At 69.8% G+C, this 17,200-nt stretch carries 14 protein-coding genes; 6 read left to right on the forward strand and 8 right to left on the reverse strand.

Annotated elements, in window-relative coordinates; genetic code table 11:
• Positions 1–14: 14 nt before the first annotated feature.
• The 5 genes from EL340_RS00220 to EL340_RS00240 all read right to left on the reverse strand — a co-directional run bounded on the left by EL340_RS00220 (position 15) and on the right by EL340_RS00240 (position 5,972).
• Positions 15–1,043: a LacI family DNA-binding transcriptional regulator gene (locus EL340_RS00220; protein ID WP_126412917.1), complete on the reverse strand. Its 1,029-nt coding sequence runs from the start codon at positions 1,041–1,043 to the stop codon at positions 15–17.
• A 96-nt stretch (positions 1,044–1,139) separates the two neighbouring features.
• A complete protein-coding gene (locus EL340_RS00225; RefSeq protein ID WP_126412918.1) occupies positions 1,140–1,619 on the reverse strand; it encodes a pre-mRNA-splicing factor in 480 nt (159 codons plus the stop codon).
• 240 nt (positions 1,620–1,859) lie between these two features.
• Entirely contained in the window at positions 1,860–2,786 is a 927-nt protein-coding gene (gene iolE, locus EL340_RS00230; RefSeq protein ID WP_126412919.1) for a myo-inosose-2 dehydratase, read from the reverse strand.
• A 237-nt stretch (positions 2,787–3,023) separates the two neighbouring features.
• Positions 3,024–4,679, reverse strand: coding sequence for an MFS transporter (locus EL340_RS00235; protein ID WP_126412920.1), 1,656 nt, complete (start codon positions 4,677–4,679; stop codon positions 3,024–3,026).
• 96 nt (positions 4,680–4,775) lie between these two features.
• Positions 4,776–5,972, reverse strand: a complete 1,197-nt coding sequence (locus tag EL340_RS00240; RefSeq protein WP_126412921.1) for a Gfo/Idh/MocA family protein — start codon at positions 5,970–5,972, stop codon at positions 4,776–4,778.
• A gap of 399 nt (positions 5,973–6,371) precedes the next feature.
• Here EL340_RS00240 and EL340_RS00245 point away from each other — a divergent pair, with 399 nt between their 5' ends.
• Entirely contained in the window at positions 6,372–7,427 is a 1,056-nt protein-coding gene (locus EL340_RS00245; protein WP_126412922.1) for a LacI family DNA-binding transcriptional regulator, read from the forward strand.
• A gap of 141 nt (positions 7,428–7,568) precedes the next feature.
• Positions 7,569–8,531 (forward strand): aldose-1-epimerase, encoded by a 963-nt coding sequence (locus EL340_RS00250; RefSeq protein WP_126412923.1) that lies wholly within the window; start codon positions 7,569–7,571, stop codon positions 8,529–8,531.
• Between the two features lie 120 nt (positions 8,532–8,651).
• Here the strand turns inward: EL340_RS00250 and iolG are convergent, their stop codons facing one another.
• From iolG to EL340_RS00265, 3 genes are all read right to left on the reverse strand, one after another.
• Positions 8,652–9,641 (reverse strand): inositol 2-dehydrogenase, encoded by a 990-nt coding sequence (iolG, locus tag EL340_RS00255; protein WP_126412924.1) that lies wholly within the window; start codon positions 9,639–9,641, stop codon positions 8,652–8,654.
• 182 nt (positions 9,642–9,823) lie between these two features.
• Positions 9,824–10,900, reverse strand: coding sequence for a transaldolase family protein (locus EL340_RS00260; RefSeq protein WP_126412925.1), 1,077 nt, complete (start codon positions 10,898–10,900; stop codon positions 9,824–9,826).
• A gap of 153 nt (positions 10,901–11,053) precedes the next feature.
• Positions 11,054–11,806, reverse strand: coding sequence for a GntR family transcriptional regulator (locus tag EL340_RS00265; RefSeq protein WP_126412926.1), 753 nt, complete (start codon positions 11,804–11,806; stop codon positions 11,054–11,056).
• 308 nt (positions 11,807–12,114) lie between these two features.
• Between EL340_RS00265 and iolC the strand changes: the two genes are divergently transcribed.
• The 4 genes from iolC (at position 12,115) to iolD (ending at position 17,104) form a co-directional block, all read left to right on the forward strand.
• On the forward strand, positions 12,115–13,143 hold the full coding sequence (gene iolC / locus EL340_RS00270; RefSeq protein WP_408608590.1) for a 5-dehydro-2-deoxygluconokinase: 1,029 nt from the start codon (positions 12,115–12,117) through the stop codon (positions 13,141–13,143).
• Positions 13,144–13,153: 10 nt separating this feature from the next.
• Positions 13,154–14,104 carry a Cgl0159 family (beta/alpha)8-fold protein gene (locus tag EL340_RS00275; RefSeq protein ID WP_126412928.1) on the forward strand — a complete coding sequence of 317 codons (951 nt, stop codon included), beginning with the start codon at positions 13,154–13,156 and terminating at the stop codon, positions 14,102–14,104.
• A 113-nt stretch (positions 14,105–14,217) separates the two neighbouring features.
• Positions 14,218–15,132 (forward strand): 5-deoxy-glucuronate isomerase, encoded by a 915-nt coding sequence (gene iolB, locus EL340_RS00280; protein WP_126412929.1) that lies wholly within the window; start codon positions 14,218–14,220, stop codon positions 15,130–15,132.
• 64 nt (positions 15,133–15,196) lie between these two features.
• Positions 15,197–17,104, forward strand: coding sequence for a 3D-(3,5/4)-trihydroxycyclohexane-1,2-dione acylhydrolase (decyclizing) (iolD, locus tag EL340_RS00285; RefSeq protein WP_126412930.1), 1,908 nt, complete (start codon positions 15,197–15,199; stop codon positions 17,102–17,104).
• The last annotated feature ends 96 nt before the right edge of the window (positions 17,105–17,200 follow it).

Genomic DNA, 17,200 nt, shown 5'->3' on the forward strand with positions numbered 1-17,200 from the left:
GTCCCTGGGGCGCCTCAGCGTCCCAGGGACGAGGCACGGGTGACGAGCTCGGGGGTCAGGACGATGCTGCGGGCTTCGGTCCCGGTCCCGGCGTCGGCCTCCGGCTCGTCGTCGGGCATGATCTCCGCGCGCCGGCACAGCAGCTCCACCGCCCGCTCGCCCAGCAGGTCCTCGGGCTGGTCGACGCTGGTCAGCGCGAACTCCTCGCGCATCGCCAGGTAGGTGTTGTCGTAGGAGGCCAGGGCGACGTCGTCGCCCAGGGTGCGGGGGCTCTCGCGCAGCACGGGGACGGCGTCGATGGCCAGGACGTCGTTGTGGATGACCAGGCCGAGCGCCTCGGGGTGGTCATCCAGCGCCGCCCGGGTGGCGGGGCCGGCGTCCTCGTCGCAGCTGCGCACCTCGAAGTCCATCCCGGCCGCCTTGGCCGCCCGGGCGAGCGAGTACTCGCGGTCGCGGCGGGAGGCCTCGTCGGTCATGCGCGGGCCGATGTAGCAGACGGTGCGCATGCTCAAGGCCGCCAGGTGGTCGACGATGAGGCGGGCGGCCGCCTCCTCATCGACCCGTACCGAGTCGACCCTCCCGCCGGGACTGCGCCGCCCGATGACGCATACGGGAACCTCCTCGCCGATGGCCAGCAGGTCCTCACCGGGCAGCCAGGGTGAGACGAAGACGATGCCCGCGACCCGTACGCCGAGCAGGCTCTCGATGGACCGGTGCAGGACCTCCGACTGGTCCGAACCGACCGTGACGAACAGGGTGAGGCCGCGCCGGGCGGCCGCCCGGCCCAGGCAGGCCGCGATCTGCTCGAAGAAGGCGTTGCGCAGGTTGGGCAGGACCAGGCCGATGATGGTCGAGCGCTGACGGGCCAGCGAGGAGGCTGAGACGTTGACCCGGTAGCCCAGGGAGGCCGCCACCTGCTCAATGCGCTCGCGGGTGCGGACCGCGACCTTGGGGGAGCCGCTTAGCGCCAGCGAGACCAGGCTGCGCGAGACTCCGGCGGCGCGGGCGACGTCGCTCTGGGTGGCGGCATGAATCCTGGTCACCGTCTGCTCCTGCTTCCTGCGCCGTCGGACGGTCTGCTGTGGGGCCCTCTAGCACGGGGCCCGAGTACTGCGCAGGCTACAGGCTGACGGGCTGCGTCAACGGGGTGCCGCAGTGGTGCTGCGCAGCAGCGCGGCGAGCCCGACGATTCCGAGGATGACAAGCCCCGTCGCAGGCAGGGTGGTGGTGGGCAGGTGGTCCGCAACTGCGGCGCGCTGGGTCGTCAGCCCGATCCCGTGAAGCAGGCCCAGGGCCGTGGCTCCCGCACTGAGCGACAGGATCGAGGCGGCCGCCCGCAGTGTTCGCCTGGCAGCCGCCCAGGGGGTGATGAGCTGCAGCGGAGGCAGGGCCGCCCAGGCCGTGAAGCCGGCCATGCACCACAGAAGCGCGCTCGATGCGGGAGAGGTCTCCTTGCGAAGGCTACCGATGGTGGCCAGGCCCATGCAGACCACCCAGAAGAGGATGCAGTAGGTGACCAGCAGACCGTCGGTCCGGGTGAGGCGGTGATCCGTGCGTTCCCAGCGGCGGACATCGGAGAAGAAACCACTGACTGTGCCTGGGACCTGTGGCGAGGACATGGCTCTTCCTCCTGTGCGCCGTCACGGTCAAGATTGCCCTTTTCGGGGTAGGCCCGCCAGCGCGCCCTTGCGAAGAGTGATGGTCGTCGGGGCGCAACGAGGTGGGCGGCTCGCCCCGTCGGTGCTCCTCGGTGGCCCGGGAACGACGACGCTCCCGACTGGTGGCGGTCGGGAGCGTCGGGGTGAGGCGTCAGTTGGTGGGGCAGGCCCGGAGGGGGGCCGGGACGGCCCCGTGACGTCTCAGGCCTTGAAGAGCGTGCCCTCAAGGTGGGCGCGCGCCTTGCGGGCGTACTCCAGGGGGTTGGCGATGGCCGGGTCCTGCTCGGCCTCCACCAGGATCCAGTCGCGGTAGCCGTGGTCCACGAGGAACTTGTAGGGCACCGTGAAGTCGATCGTGCCGTCACCGGGGACGGTGAACATGCCCGCCAGGAAGGAGTCGAGGAAGGAGCGCTCGGCGGCCCGGGACTCCTCCATCTTCTCAGGGCGCACGTCCTTGAAGTGGACGTGCTTGACGCGGTCGATGGTGGCCTTCAGCAGGCCCATGACGTCGCCGTCGCCCACGTAGGCGTGGCCGGTGTCGAACAGGAGGGAGACCTTGGCCGGGTCGGTCAGCTCCATGAGGCGGATGGTCTCGTCCTTGGTCTGGATGACCGTGCCCAGGTGGTGGTGGTAGACGAGCTCCAGGCCGTGGGCGTGGGCGACGTCGCCCAGGCGGTTGAGCCCCTCGGCCAGGACGGGCCACTGCTCCTCGGTGAGCACCGGCTTGTTGGTGAAGATGCAGACGTCGCGGATGCCCTGGACCGAGCCGGTCTGCTCGGAGACGACGACGCGGGTGGCACCCAGGTACTCCAGGTAGGCGCAGGTGGCCTCGAAGTCGGGGATGACGGCCTCGACGCCGTCGCGCAGGATGAAGGAGGAGAACCACTGGGCGACGATCTTGATACCGCGGGCGTCAGCGGCGGCCTTGACCTCCTCCTTGGGAGGGAAGAAGCCGGCGCACTCGGTGCCGGCGAAGCCGGTGTCGGCCAGGTCGAGGAGCATGTCCTCCAGGGTGTTGAAGGCGCCGACCTCGGGGATGTCGTCATTGCGCCAGGTGATCGGGTGCATGCCCCAGGAGATGCCGTGGGGATCGGAGATTGCGGTTGCGGGGTCGAGCGAGAAGGACATCGTTGCTCCGTGTCTAGCTGGTGTGGTGATGGTCGGTAAGTTGGTACCGGGTCAGTGGTGAGTCGTGAGCCGGTGGCTGGTGGGCCGTCGGCTCCTAGGCCGTGGACGGGGCGCTCCCGGAAGGCGGGTGTCGGCGTCGGTGCCGGGCGGTGGGCCCGTGCAACGAACCTAGCAACAGGACTTTGTCCTGACAAGCCTCTGGGTGTCCTCCCGGGAGCGCGCGTCCCCGGGGCGGGGTCAGGAGTAGAGCCTCTCCATCTCGACCTCGATCTCCTCCAGGGACTTGTCCTTGGTCTCCGGCATGATCCTGAACAGCACGACGGCGACGACCAGGTTGAGCACGCCGTAGATGGTGTAGGTGATGCCGCCACCCAGGGTCTCCATCATGGGCGGGAAGGTCCAGGTGATGATCGCGTTGGCGGTCCACATGCAGAAGATCGCGGTGCCGTTCATGATGCCGCGGACGTTGGCCGGGAAGATCTCGCCCATCATCGTCCACACGATCGTGCCGTTGGAGGACTGCACGATGAGCATGAAGACGGCCATGAGGCCCAGGATGAGGTAGGCGGCCCAGGCGGGCGGGGTGGTGTGGTCGGCCATGTGCGGGGCGATGAAGAACTGGAAGGTCGCGGCGATCCCCAGGAGGGTGATGCCCACGCCGATGACGTCGCCGATGAGGACCTGGCGGCGGCGGAACTTCAGGATGAGCCAGATGCCGATGGCCGAGCCGATCACCGACATGACGCCGTTGGCCACCTGGGCGGTGATGGAGGCCGAGGTGGACATGCCGGCGTACTCCAGTACCTTGGGGGCGTAGTACATGACGGTGTTGACGCCGGTGGTCTGGTTGATGACGGCCAGGAAGATGCCGACCAGCAGCAGCTTGCGCAGCCAGGGCGTGGCCATGACGTGGCTGAGGCCCTTGCGCTGGGACTCCTCCTCCTTCTCATGCTGGCGGGCCTCGACCATCTCCATGATCTCGTCCTCGATGGGGCCGTCCTTCTCCGGCACGCGCACGCGCTTGAGGGACCCGATGGCGTCGTAGAGGCGCTCCTTGGCCAGGTACCAGCGCGAGGACTCGGGCATGAGGCGAATGCCGATCCACAGGGCCACGGCCGGGATGGAGCACAGGACGAGCATGTAGCGCCAGGCCTCGCCGTTACCGGCGCTGATGCTCAGCTGGTCGAGGAAGGCGTGGTACTCGGCTCCACTCATGGGGCCGCCCTTGGAGGCCTGGAGCCTGGTGATCTCGTCGAAGACGTAGGTGCCCGGGGAGAAGCGCCCGCTGGGGTCGTTGGCGATGGTGATCTTCGGGCCGCCCTGCATGGAGTTGATGATGGCGTTCATCGAGAAGGCGAGCAGCTGGCCGGTGACGATCATGAGCTGGTCGATGGCCACGATGGAGCCGCGGATGCGCTTGGGCGCCGTCTCCGCCAGGTAGACGGGGACGGTTGCGGAGGCGGCGCCGACGGCGAAGCCCAGGACGACGCGGAAGGGGTACATGACCCACACGTTGGGGGCGACGGTGGTTCCGATCGCGCCGATGAAGAACAAGGCGGCCAGGACCGTGATGTTGTGGCGCCGGCCCCAGCGGTCCGACATGAGGCCGCCGAGCAGGGCGCCCAGGGCCGCCCCGACCAGAAGGGTGCCGCCGATGGCGCCCTCCTCGAAGGAGGTCAGCTGTAGCCCTTTGGCGGCGAAGGGCATGTACATGTACGGCAGGGCGCCGGAGATGACGCCGGTGTCGTAGCCGAAGAGCAGCGAGCCGAGCGTGGCGACGGCCGCGATGGCGGCGACACCGCGGTGCTTGCCCGAGGCCGGGGTCTTGGCCACCGCCTCGTTGAGCTCTTCCCTGGTCAGTCCGCGCAGGGACGTCGTGACTCCCTGTGACATAGGGGGTCTCCTCTCAGGTCTGCGGCGACGGTGCCGCAGGGTTGTGGTGATTGATGATGATGTGTTGATGTGCGGGGAGGCCTGGACGGGCCGGTCTCAGGAGTCGAAGGTGGTCCGGCCCTCGACGCGGGGCACCTCGTGCCACTGGCCGTCGGCGGCCGAGGCGACGACGGCCTCGTCGACCTCCGCGGCGCACCAGGCGTCGGCGGCCGAGGGCGCGATCTGCTCGCCGCTGATGATCGACTCGATGAACTGCGCGGCCTCGATGGCCTTCATGTCGTCGAAGCCCATGGAGGTGCCGATGGCCGGCTGGAAGCGCTGCCACTGACCCCACTGGGGCCCGGCCATGGCACGGGTGTAGCCGTGTGAGGCACCGCCGTCGAGCACGGGGCAGATCTGAAGCTCGTTGAGACGCTCGAAGTTCCAGCGGGCCGAGCCCTTCGTGCCGTAGACCTCGACGACGTACTCGGCGCGCGGTCCCACGCTGACTCGGGAGGACTCCATGGTTCCCACGGTGCCGTCCTCGAAGCGCACCAGCATGGAGACGTAGTCCTCGTTCTCCACCGGGCCCACCTCGTCACCGATCTCGAAGCCGGAGTGGCCGATACCCATCTTGGTGGGGATGGGGCGCTCGGTGATGAAGGTGTTGGTGACGGCGGTGACCGAGGCGATGCGCCCCACGATGTACTGGGCCAGGTCCGCCCCGTGGCTCATGAGGTCGGGTACGACGCCGGCTCCGGCCTTCTCCTTCGAGGCCCGCCAGGTCAGGGGGCCCAGGGGGGAGGAGTTGTAGTCGGCGATGAACCAGACGCGCACGTTGGTGATACGGCCGAGATCGCCCCCGCGCACCAGGGAGCGCAGGTACTCGATCGCCGGGGTGTGGCGGTAGTTGAAGCCGACGGCGGTGACCAGGCCCGCCTTCTCGGCGGCCTGGGCGATCTCGCGGGACTGCTCGGCGCTGACCCCCATGGGCTTCTCGATCCAGAAGGGCTTGCCGGCCTCGACGGCGGCCAGGGCCATCTCGTGGTGCAGGAAGTTGGGGGCGCAGATGGAGACGGCCTCCACCTCGGGGTCGGCCAGCAGCTCGTGGTAGTCGGCGTAGGCGCGCTCGAAGCCCAGGTTGTCCACCGCCTCCCGTCGTACCTCGTCCACGGGATCGGCGGCTGCGACCAGGCGCGGAGCCACTCCCAGCTCGGGGAAGCGCTCGGCGATGGCACGGTAGCTGCGGGAGTGGAGTCGTCCCATCCATCCCAGGGAGATCACCCCGATGCCCAGTATTCTCTTATCAGTCATAACGGTCCTTTCCGACAACACTGTCGGCTGCTGCGTGTGTGGAGGTGCGTCCGGAAGACCCGGGAGACACCCGTCGCTAATGACGCCACAGGAAGGTATCAGACCATCTTTGTCCTGACAAGACGAAAGATGGCTGAGAATCTCGACGGTGTGACCCGGGGCGGCGGGTAGGGGTGTTCGGGAGCCCGTGATCCGCATGCTGGCACGGTGCACCAGTTGCTCGATCGCATAGCAGGCGCGGTCGACAGGTGGATTGATACAGTCCTATGAGTGGTCGCCTACCTGCTGAAACGGTGTCGTCGGATAGGATGTGACGGTCGGTGCCCGACGGTGGGTGCCGTCTCCCGTGGCACGCGCGGGATCGGTGGGCACAACGGTGTGGGAAGGGAGGAGTCTGCCATGCAAGGACCTCGAGGACGCGGCGGCCGCGTCACGATCAGGACCGTGGCCGAGCACGCCGGCCGCTCCATCTCCACCGTTTCGGCGGCGCTCAACGGCTCCGACGGCGTCGCTGAGAAGACCCGCGAGGAGATCCTGCGGATCGCCGCCGAGCTCGGCTACCAGGCCGATCCGCGAGCCCAGTTCCTGCGTCGCAGCCACACCGGCCTCATCGGTGCCAGCTTCGCCATCGGGCAGGCCTACCAGGGACTCATCGTGGACGGGCTCTACCAGGCGGCCTCCGCCCTGGGGCACGGCCTGGTCCTGGCCGCCTCCACCCCGCACCGGGACGTGGCCGACGGACTGCGCGCCCTGCTGCTGGAGCGCTGTGAGGGCATCGTCCTCATCGACCCCGACATCCCGGTGGATGCCCTGGTCCGCATCGTTGACCGCACTCCGGCGGTCCTCATCGGTACCGGCACCGAGCTGAGCGACGTCGACGAGATCCACTCCCGCGACGACGTCGGTATCCAGCTGCTCGTCGACCACCTCGCCGACACCGGGCGGCGTCGCATCACCCATGTCGACGGCGGGCGAGAGACCGCTGCGAGGCGGCGGGTGGCGAGGTTCGTCCACGCCATGGAGCGGCGCGGCCTGGCGGACGGTGCGTGCGTCGTGCCCGGAGGAGGGGACGAGGAAAGCGGGGCCAGGGCGGTGCGCCACCTCATCGAGGCCGGCGAGCCGCCCGAGGCGCTGCTGTGCTTCAACGACCACTGCGCGGTCGGTGCCCTCATGGAGCTGCGCCGCCAGGGCGTGCGGGTGCCGCAGGACGTGGCCGTCACCGGCTACGACGGTATCCCGGTGACGGCGGCCTCGGCCTTCTCCCTGACCACGGTGCGCCAGGACGCCGGCCTCATTGCCGAGGTGGCGGTGCGGGCGCTGCTGGCCCGGATGCACCCGGACCAGGACGGCCGGATCCCGGAGGAGGTCACCGGTGAGAACCGGCGCCTGGGCGGCCGCCTCTACCGGGTGGTGCCCGACCTGCTCGTCCGCGACACGACGGCGCGTGCCGCGTGAGCCGCAACCATCGAGACCGTCGGCACCGGATCTGGGCCGATACGGCCTACGGTGCCGACGGTTGTGATACCACATGAGATGCCAACCGAGATATCAACACTGAGGGGCACAGGCCCGCCCCCGAACACTGGGACAGGAACCATGATCAACGGAGAACTCATCGACCTGGTCGCCGGCGACTACGAGGCTCGCATCGCCTCCTCGGGCGCCATGCTCGTCCGCCTGCGCCGCCAGGGGCGCGACCTCGTCATGCCCTTCGACGCCGAGGCCACGCTGCCTGCGGGCTGGCAGGGCAAGACCCTGCTGCCGTGGGCCAACCGCATCGCCGGGGCGCGCTACGACTACGGCGGGACCGAGTTCCTCGTGGCCTGCAACGAACCGGCCAGCGGCTCGGCCCTCCATGGCCTGGCCGGCTGGATGGACTGGCAGGTCGTCGACGACGACCCCTCCGGCCCCGACGACGGCGCTGAACGCAGCCAGGTCGTCCTCGAGCTGAGCCTGCTCGCCTCCTACGGCTACCCGTGGAGCCTGGAGGCCAGTGCCCGTTTCCAGCTCGACGCCGAGCGCGGGCTGAGCGTCACGGTGACCGCCACCAACGTCGGCGCCGCCCGCCCCAACCCCCCGGTTCCCGGCGCTCCCGAGACCGACGGCGAGCTCGCCCCCGCCCCCTACGGCGTCTCCTGCCACCCCTACCTGACCCGCTCGGTGCCCCTGGACGACTGCGTCCTGACCATCCCGGCGGCCGAGGTCCTCGACGTCGACGAGCACATGGCTCCCACGAGTCGGCGCAGTGTGGAGGGAACCGACTGGGACTGGCGCCGGGGCCGGCTCGTCGGCGCCACCCGGACGGACAACGCCTACACCGCCCTGCCCGAGGGCACCTGGGAGGTGAGCCTTCGCGGAGGGCAGGCGGACCGTGCCGTCGTCATGAGCTCGGACGCCCCCTGGGTGCAGGCCTACACCGCCGACGAGCTCTCCCGGGCGGGTGTGGCCATCGAGCCCATGACCTGCCCGCCCAACGCCTTCAACAGCGGGGAGGACCTCATCGCCCTGGCAGTGGGGCAGTCCCACTCCTTCACCTACCGCCTGCACGAGGAGGACTGACCGGGACTGACCGACTCCCTCAGGAGTCCCATAGAGCAACGCACGGTGGGCGCCGTCGAGATGGATCGCTCGACGACGCCCACCGTGCGTCTACCTGGGGTGCGGTGGTGCGCCAGGTCGTCAGCTCAGGCGCACCGGCTGACCGGAGTGGGCCGACTCCGTGGCGGCCTCGGCCAGGCGCAGCGCGGCGATCGCGTCGCCGATGCCGGTGGGCGGCGTGGTGCCGGCCTCGACGGCCTCGATGAAGGCGCTCAGCTCAATGCGGTAGGCGTCGGCGTAGCGCTCCAGGAAGAAGTCGAGGTAGGGCTCCTGGGCGTCGGTGACCTCGCCGTTGGACAGGCGCACCGTGGTGGCGCGGATGTTCTCGGCGAACAGGGCGCCCTCGCGGCCCGAGGCCTCCAGGCGCTGGTCGTAGCCCGAGGAGCAGTGGCGGTTGTTGATGATGGTGGCCACGGCGCCCGAGGCCGCCTTGAGGGTGACGACGGCGGCGTCGAAGTCGCCGGTGTCCTTCAGGGCCGGGTCGAGGTTCTGCCCGGCGGCGTAGACCTCCTCGATCTCGCCCAGGAAGAAGCGGGCGGTGTCGAAGTCGTGGATGGTCATGTCGCGGAAGATGCCACCGGAGACCTTGATGTACTCCGCCGGCGGGGCGGCCGGGTCGCGGCTGATGATGGTCAGCTGCTCGATGTCACCGATCCTGCCGGCCTCGACCGCGGCGCGGGCGGCGGCGAAGCTGGGGTCGAAGCGGCGGTTGAAGCCGAACATGACGGGTACCTCGACGGCGTCGAGCTCGGCCTGGGCGGCCTCGACGTCCTTCATGTCCAGGGCGATCGGCTTCTCGCACAGGACCGCCTTGCCGGCCTTGGCGGAGGCCAGCAGGTGGGGGATGTGCAGCGGCGTGGGCGAGCCGACGATGACGGCGTCGATCTCGGGGTCGGCGAAGACCTCCTCGGCCTCCTTGCAGGAGCGGGCCCCGTAGGTGGCGGCCAGCTTCTCCGCGGCGTCCTCGAAGGGGTCGCAGACTAAGGCGAGCTCGGCCTGGGGGTGGGCGGCGATGGTCTTGGCGTGGACGTGGCCGATGCGGCCGGCGCCGATGACGGCGATGGAGAGCATCCTTGCTCCTTCTGCGTGTGAGTGAGTGTCTGGGTTGCGGTCAGTCGGTCAGTGGTGGGGGTGAGGGTGGGGCGACGACGCGGAACGTGTCTGAAGGCGTCGTCGACCCACCCGGTGCGGCGGGTGCCGCCTGCGGCCGGCCGGGCTCCCACCGGGGCCCGGCCGAGCCTGATCGGGGCCGCTCAGGGCTGGGGCATGATGACGTCGCGCACCAGGGCGTCCAGGTCGGCGTCGGCCTGGAGGAAGCCGCGCAGGGTGCGGCGGGTGGCGCCGAAGGAGTCGAACTCCTCGGGCGTCATGCCGTCGGGCTCGTAGGCGCGCACGAACTCGGGGATGGACAGCAGGGTCTCCATGATCTCGGGGGCCACGGGCTCGTCGATGCGCTCGACGACCTTGTAGCCGGAGTCGTTGATGAGCTTCTGCCAGGCGAAGGGCGGGGAGACGACCAGGTCGCCGCCGACCAGCTCGGACCACTGCAGCACGTTGCGGAAGGCGGCGGACAGCACGCGGGCGCGCAGGCCGCGGGCCTGGAACTCCTGGTAGGCGCGCTTGAGGGCGGCCACGCCGCCCCACTCCAGGTGGCCGGGGTCGATGAAGAGCTTGTCCCGCTTGGCCACGATCTTGAGCCAGTCGTCCAGGCGGCCGCCCATGAGGGTGACGACCGGGCCCATGGTGGAGACGTCCTTGCCCTCGGCCTCGCGGCGCTTGAGGCCGCGCTCGATGGCCTCACCGGTGGCCACGGCCTGGGGCACCGAGAAGGAGACCGTCACGTTGACCGACACGCCGCGGTAGGTGGCGTCCTCGATGGCCTTGACGCCCACGGAGGTGGCGGGGATCTTGACGATGATGTTCTTGGCGAGGTTGGAGAACTCCTCGGCCTGGTCGGCCAGGGCCTTGGCGCTGCGGGCCAGGCGCGGGTCGGTCTGCATGGACAGGCGGCCGTTGCGCCCCTTGTGCTCCTCGAAGATGGGCTCGAGCAGCTTGGCGGCCTCAATGCTCATCTCGCGCACGACCTGCCAGCCGATCTCGGACTCGGTGGCCTCGGGCATCTCCTCGGCCAGCTCGGCGATGCGGGGGAGCCACACGTCCTTGCGCTGGTTGATGCAGGTGTAGGCGATGGTGGGGTTGCAGGTGGCGCCCACGCCGCCGAAGGAGATCGACTGGCGCAGCTCGTCGGGGTCGGCCGAGTCGTTCCACAGCGCGGTGGGCGTGTTGCGAGCAGCGTCAAGAAGGGGGCCGGGAGTGTATTCGATACTCATCTGTTCTGTGCTCTCTTTCGGGTTCATCCGCGCAGGCGTCCTTGCAGCCGCGGTCCGGTAGCCCCTATTGAAGTGTGCCCGGCGCCATCTGTCAACAAATTGTCAGGACAAAGATTCCTGGGAACGGTGGTAGTGCCCGGGCCGGGCGGAGAGCTAGCTCGAGAACAGGGAGGTCTCGAAGGTGTAGCGCGAGGCGCGGTAGATGTGCTGGCCGTACTCGATGACGCGGCCCGCCTGGTCGTAGGTGATGCGGGTGGCCGTCAGCAGGGCGGTGCGGCGGCGCTCGTGGAGCAGCTCGGCCTCGCGGGTGGTGGCGTTTCGGGCGCCGATGATCTGCTTGGCGGTGGTGGGAACGATGTCCTTGGCGCGCAGGAGGTCGTAGAGGCCTCCCGCCTCCAGCTCCTCGCGGGTGGGGGCCATGGAGGCCGGCATGAGGTTGGACAGGACCGCGATCGGCTCGCCGTCGGCGCAGCGGATGCGGGTGCAGGACACGACGGCGGTGCCCTCCTCGACCTCGAGGTGCTCGGCGTCGTCGGCGTCGGCCTCGTGCTCGGTGTAGTCCAGTACGGTGGTGGAGGTCGTGTGGCCGGCCGCGGACAGGTCCGCCAGGAGGCTGGTCAGCTGCATCGGGCGGTGGACGTGCATGGGGGAGACGATCGTGCCCACGCCCCGACGGCGCTTGACCAGGCCGCGGTCCACCAGGTGCTGGAGCGCCTGGCGCGCCGTGGGGCGGGAGACCTCCAGGCGCTTGGCCATGGAGAGCTCGTCCTCGAGGCGGGTGCCGGCGGGCAGCGTGCCGTCGAGGATGAGTGAGGCCAGGGGCTCGGAAATTTGCGTGTGCAGCGGCGTCTTGGAGTCGCGGTCGATCGTGATGTCGAGGGCGAAAGGGGATGCTGAATCGGACATGAGATAAGCCTGTGCGTCAGACGTGATAATGCCTTGAGCATACGGATGGCGCCCGTCGATGTCACGCACCGTCGTCATCGTGGCTGCGACGGTGGTGGCGGTCAGGGTCATCTGACGTCAAATGTTCTGACAAATGCTTGACCTGGAGCCTGGCTGTGAGGCAGGCTTCGCAGTGACGCCCGACGCAGGCCCCGCCCTTGGAGACCTGCGGGCCCCAAGGATGTGGAGACGCGATCACCGTGACGACAGCAACGACGGCAACCAGCGAGACGACCGAGGCCGGGGACGGCATCGAGGTCACCGAGACCATTGAGACCACTGAGCCGGCGGAGGTGTTCGCACCCGAGAGGCTGCCCGGCAGTCAGACCCCGCTGGACGTCCTGACCATCGGACGCTGCGGCATCGACATCTACCCCCTCCAGGTCGGTGTCGGCCTGGAGGACGTGGAGAGCTTCGGCAAGTTCCTGGGCGGCAGCCCCACCAACGTGGCCGTGGCCGCCGCCCGCTACGGCCACCGCTCCGCCGTCGTCACCGGCGTGGGCAACGACCCCTTCGGGCGCTTCGTGCGCACCGAGATGCGCCGCCTGGGGGTCGACGACCGCCACGTCGTCACCAAGGCCGCCTACAACACGCCGGTCACCTTCTGCGAGATCTTCCCGCCGGACAACTTCCCCCTCTACTTCTATCGCGAGCCCTCGGCCCCCGACCTGGAGCTGACCTGGGAGGACCTGCCGCTCGACGCCATTCGCGACGCCTCCATCTTCTGGATCTCGGTGACCGGGCTGAGCAAGGAGCCCTCGCGCTCGGCCCACCACGCCGCCCTGGGGGCCCGTGACCGGAGGCGCTTCACCATCGCCGACCTCGACTACCGGCCCATGTTCTGGAAGGACAAGGCCACGGCCCACCGCGAGGTCTCCAAGATCCTGCCCAAGGTCACCGTCGCCATCGGCAACCGCGAGGAGTGCGAGGTGGCCGTCGGCGAGCGGGACCCCGAGCGCGCCGCCGACGCCCTCCTGGAGGCCGGTGTCGAGCTGGCCATCGTCAAGCAGGGCCTGGAGGGCACGCTGGCCAAGACCCGCACCGAGCGGGTGGAGATGCCCGTGACCTCAGTGACCACGAAGAACGGCCTGGGCGCCGGAGACGCCTTCGGCGGAGCCATCTGCCACGGCCTCCTCTCCGGCTGGTCGCTGGAGAAGACCATCTTCGCCGCCTCCACCGCCGGAGCCATCGTCTCCTCGCGCCTGGAGTGCTCCACCGCCATGCCCACCGAGCCCGAGCTGCTCGAGCTCATGCGCGCCCGCCGCGACGAGGTCGCCCCGGGCCTGACGGACCTGTGAGGAGACCCTGATGAGCTCGACACCCGCTCCTGCCGCTGGATCCACCACTGGATCTGGAGCTGCCCCCTCCGCCGCAGTCTCCGGGACCCGCCCGCTGACGGACGCCGTCACCGAGGTCCGGGCCACCGACCCCGGCCGCATCGGTCGGGTCCTGGCCCAGCGCCCCCGCGCCGACCTGGCCGAGGCCGGACGCCTCATGGTCATCGCCTGCGACCACCCCGCCCGCGGGGCCCTGGGCGCCGGCGAGCGGCCCCTGGCCATGGCCGACCGGGAGGACCTCCTCCAGCGCTGTGTGACGGCGCTGTCCCGTCCCGGCGTCAACGGCTTCCTCGGGACCGCCGAGATCATCGAGGACCTGGCGCTCCTGGGTGCACTGGACGGCAAGCTCGTCTGGGGCTCCATGAACCGCATCGGTCTCCAGGGTGCCTCCTTCGAGATGGACGACCGCTTCGGCGCCTATGACGCCGAGGGCATCGAGGCCTCCCACCTCGACGGCGGCAAGATGCTCACCCGCATCGACTACGCCGACCCCGCCACCGCGGCCACCCTCCAGGCCAGCGCCAAGGCCATCGACTCCCTGTCGGGGCGCGGGCTGAACGCCATGATCGAGCCCTTCATCTCCCGCCGGCAGGACGGGCGCATCGTCAACGACCTCAGTGAGGAGGCGGTTATCCGCTCCATCTGCATCGCCCAGGCGCTGGGGCGCAGCTCGGCGCACACCTGGCTCAAGCTGCCCTGTGTCAGCGAGCCCGCCTCGATGAGGCGCGTCATGGCCTCCACCTCCCTGCCCAGCCTCATCCTGGGAGGTGAGGTCTCCGCCGACCCCGAGGCCACCCGGGCCTCCTGGAAGGCGGCCCTCGAGCTGCCCAACGTCAGGGGGCTGGTCGTGGGCCGGTCCCTGCTCTACCCCCGCAACGACGACGTCGAGGGCGCCGTCGACGCCGCCGTCGCCCTGCTGTGAGCACCTGACGCATTCCGAGGACGGGGCCCCACGCCCCGTCAACCGGCCCCGACCGGGCCGCAGATACGAGACAATCCGCACGAGTACCACCCAGGAGCCGAAGGAGCACCGCCATGGGTCACACCGACCACCCCGTCCAGCCCGACACGACGGGCCAGTCCCGCTACGTCATCCGCGCCGGCGAGCTCGCCCACGACAGCTACGAGCTGGACCTGACCCCCGAGCGGGCCGGCTGGGAGTGGTCCTCCTTGCGTGTGGTGGCGCTCGCCCCCGGAGGCAGCCTGACCGTGCCCGCAGGCGAGCACGAGTACCTCGTCCTGCCCCTGTCCGGGGGATGCAGCGTTCAGGCCGACGGCGAGCGCTTCGAGGTGGCCGGACGCGACTCGGTCTTCACCGACATCACCGACTACGTCTACGTTCCCCGCCGCACCGAGGTGACCCTCACCAGCGCCGGCGGCGCCCGCATCGCCCTGCCCGGCGCCAAGGCCACCACCGACAAGCCGCTGCGCTACTGCCCGCGCTCCGAGGTCGGCACCGGGCTGCGCGGTGCCGGCCCCTCCTCGCGGCAGGTCAACAACTACGCGCTGGGCAACGACGTCGAGACCTCCCACCTGCTGGCCTGCGAGGTCCTCACCCCCGGCGGCAACTGGTCCTCCTACCCGCCTCACAAGCACGACGAGCACACCGAGGTCGAGCGCGTCCTGGAGGAGATCTACTACTACGAGGTCCGCTCCGGCGAGGGCGACGCGGAGGGCTTCGCGCTCCAGCGCATCTACCCCTCACCCGGCCACGACATCGACGTGTGCACCGAGGTCCGCGGCGGCGACGTCGTCGTCATGCCCTACGGCTACCACGGCCCCTCCGTGGCCGCCCCCGGCTACGACCTCTACTACCTCAACGTCATGGCCGGCCCCGCCGAGGACTCCGTGTGGCTCATGACCGACGACCCCCACCACACCTGGGTGCGCCAGACCTGGGAGGGTCAGCAGGTCGACCCGCGCCTGCCCATGACCCCCATGAACAGCTAGCCGCCCCGCCCGATCACCCCGCCCACCACCTCACAAGAGCAGAGAAGAACAGAGAAGAGCCACGATGAGCAACGAAGCCTACGCCGGCACGATCCGTCTGACGGTCGCCCAGGCCACCATCCGTTTCCTGTCCAACCAGTACTCCGAGCGCGACGGCGTCGAGCAGCGCCTCATCGCCGGTGCCTTCGGCATCTTCGGTCACGGCAACGTGGCCGGCATCGGTCAGGCCCTCCTGCAGAACGAGATCGCCCGCGCCGACGGCGAGCAGGAGATGCCCTACATCATGCCCCGCAACGAGCAGGGGCAGGTGCACGCGGCCGCCGCCTTCGCCAAGACCACCAACCGCCTCCAGACCTACATGTGCACGGCCTCGATCGGTCCGGGCTCGCTCAACATGGTCACCGGCGCCGCCCTGGCCACCACCAACCGCCTGCCGGTGCTGCTGTTCCCCTCCGACCAGTTCGCCACCCGCGTCCCCGACCCCGTGCTCCAGCAGCTGGAGGACCCCACCAGCCTGGACGTGAGCGTCAACGACGCCTTCCGTCCCGTCTCCCGCTTCTTCGACCGCATCAACCGGCCCGAGCAGCTCATCCCCTCGCTGCTCAACGCCATGCGCGTGCTCACCGACCCCGCCGAGACCGGCGCGGTGACCATCGCCATGCCCCAGGACGTCCAGGCCGAGGTCTTCGACTGGCCCGTGGAGTTCTTCCGCAAGCGCGTGTGGCACGTGCGCCGCCCGGTGCCCGAGCCCGCCGCCCTTGAGCGCGCCGTCGCCCTCATCAAGGCCGCCAAGCGCCCCCTCATCATCGCCGGCGGAGGCGCCATCTACTCCGGCGCCAGCGAGGAGCTGCGGGCCCTGGCCACCGCCACCGGCATCCCGGTGGGCGACACCCAGGCCGGCAAGGGCGCCATCAACTTCGACCACCCCAGCGCGGTGGGCGGCGTGGGATCCACCGGCGGCGACTCCGGCAACCACATCGCCGACAAGGCCGACCTCATCATCGGTGTGGGCACGCGCTACTCCGACTTCACCACGGCCTCCAAGACCCAGTTCAAGAACCCCGACGTGAAGTTCGTGAACATCAACGTCACCCCCTTCGACGCCGCCAAGGAGAGCGCCGAGATGGTGGTGGCCGACGCCCGCGAGGCCCTGGCCGCCCTGACCGAGGCGCTCGCCGACTACCACGTCGAGGAGTCCTACTCCGAGGAGATCACCCGCGAGAAGGAGGCCTGGCTCAAGGCCACCGAGCGCTGCTACCACCTGGACCACGGGCCGCTGCCCGCCCAGACCGAGGTCTTCGGAGCCCTCAACGAGCTCATGGGGGAGGAGGACGTCGTCATCAACGCCGCCGGCTCCATGCCCGGTGACCTCCAGGCCCTGTGGCAGGCCCGCAGCCCGCTGCAGTACCACGTGGAGTACGCCTTCTCCTGCATGGGCTACGAGGTCCCCGCCGCGATGGGCGTCAAGCTCGCCCGGCCCGACGCCGAGGTGGTCTCCATCGTGGGTGACGGCACCTACCAGATGCTCCCCATGGAGCTGGCCACCGTGGTCCAGGAGAACATCAAGGTCATCTACGTCCTGCTGCAGAACTACGGCTTCTGCTCCATCGGTGCCCTGTCGGAGTCCCGCGGCTCCCAGCGCTTCGGCACCAAGTACCGCCAGCGCGGCGAGGGCAGCCACCTGGCCGACGAGCAGGTCATCGACGGCGTCGACATCGCCGCCAACGCCCGCTCCTGGGGGCTGGACGTCCTCGAGGTCCACACCATCGAGGAGTTCAAGGAGGCCTACCGCAAGGCCGAGGCCTCCGACCGTCCCACGATGATCCACATCGAGACCGACCTCTACGGCCCCAACCCGCCCGGGTCGAGCTGGTGGGACGTCCCGGTCTCCGGCGTCTCCGCCCTGGAGTCCACCCAGCGCGCCTATGAGGACTACCAGCGCGACCGCAAGCCGCAGCGCCACTACCTCTAGGAGCACTACCTGGCGGGATCACAGGTAGGGCGCGGATCGGCGCGCAGCTCCTGCGCCACCGCGTCGGCGGGGCCCACGGCGATCACGGCCGTGGGC

The sequence above is a fragment of the Actinomyces viscosus genome (genome assembly GCF_900637975.1).
GTDB classification, from domain to species: Bacteria; Actinomycetota; Actinomycetes; order Actinomycetales; family Actinomycetaceae; genus Actinomyces; species Actinomyces viscosus.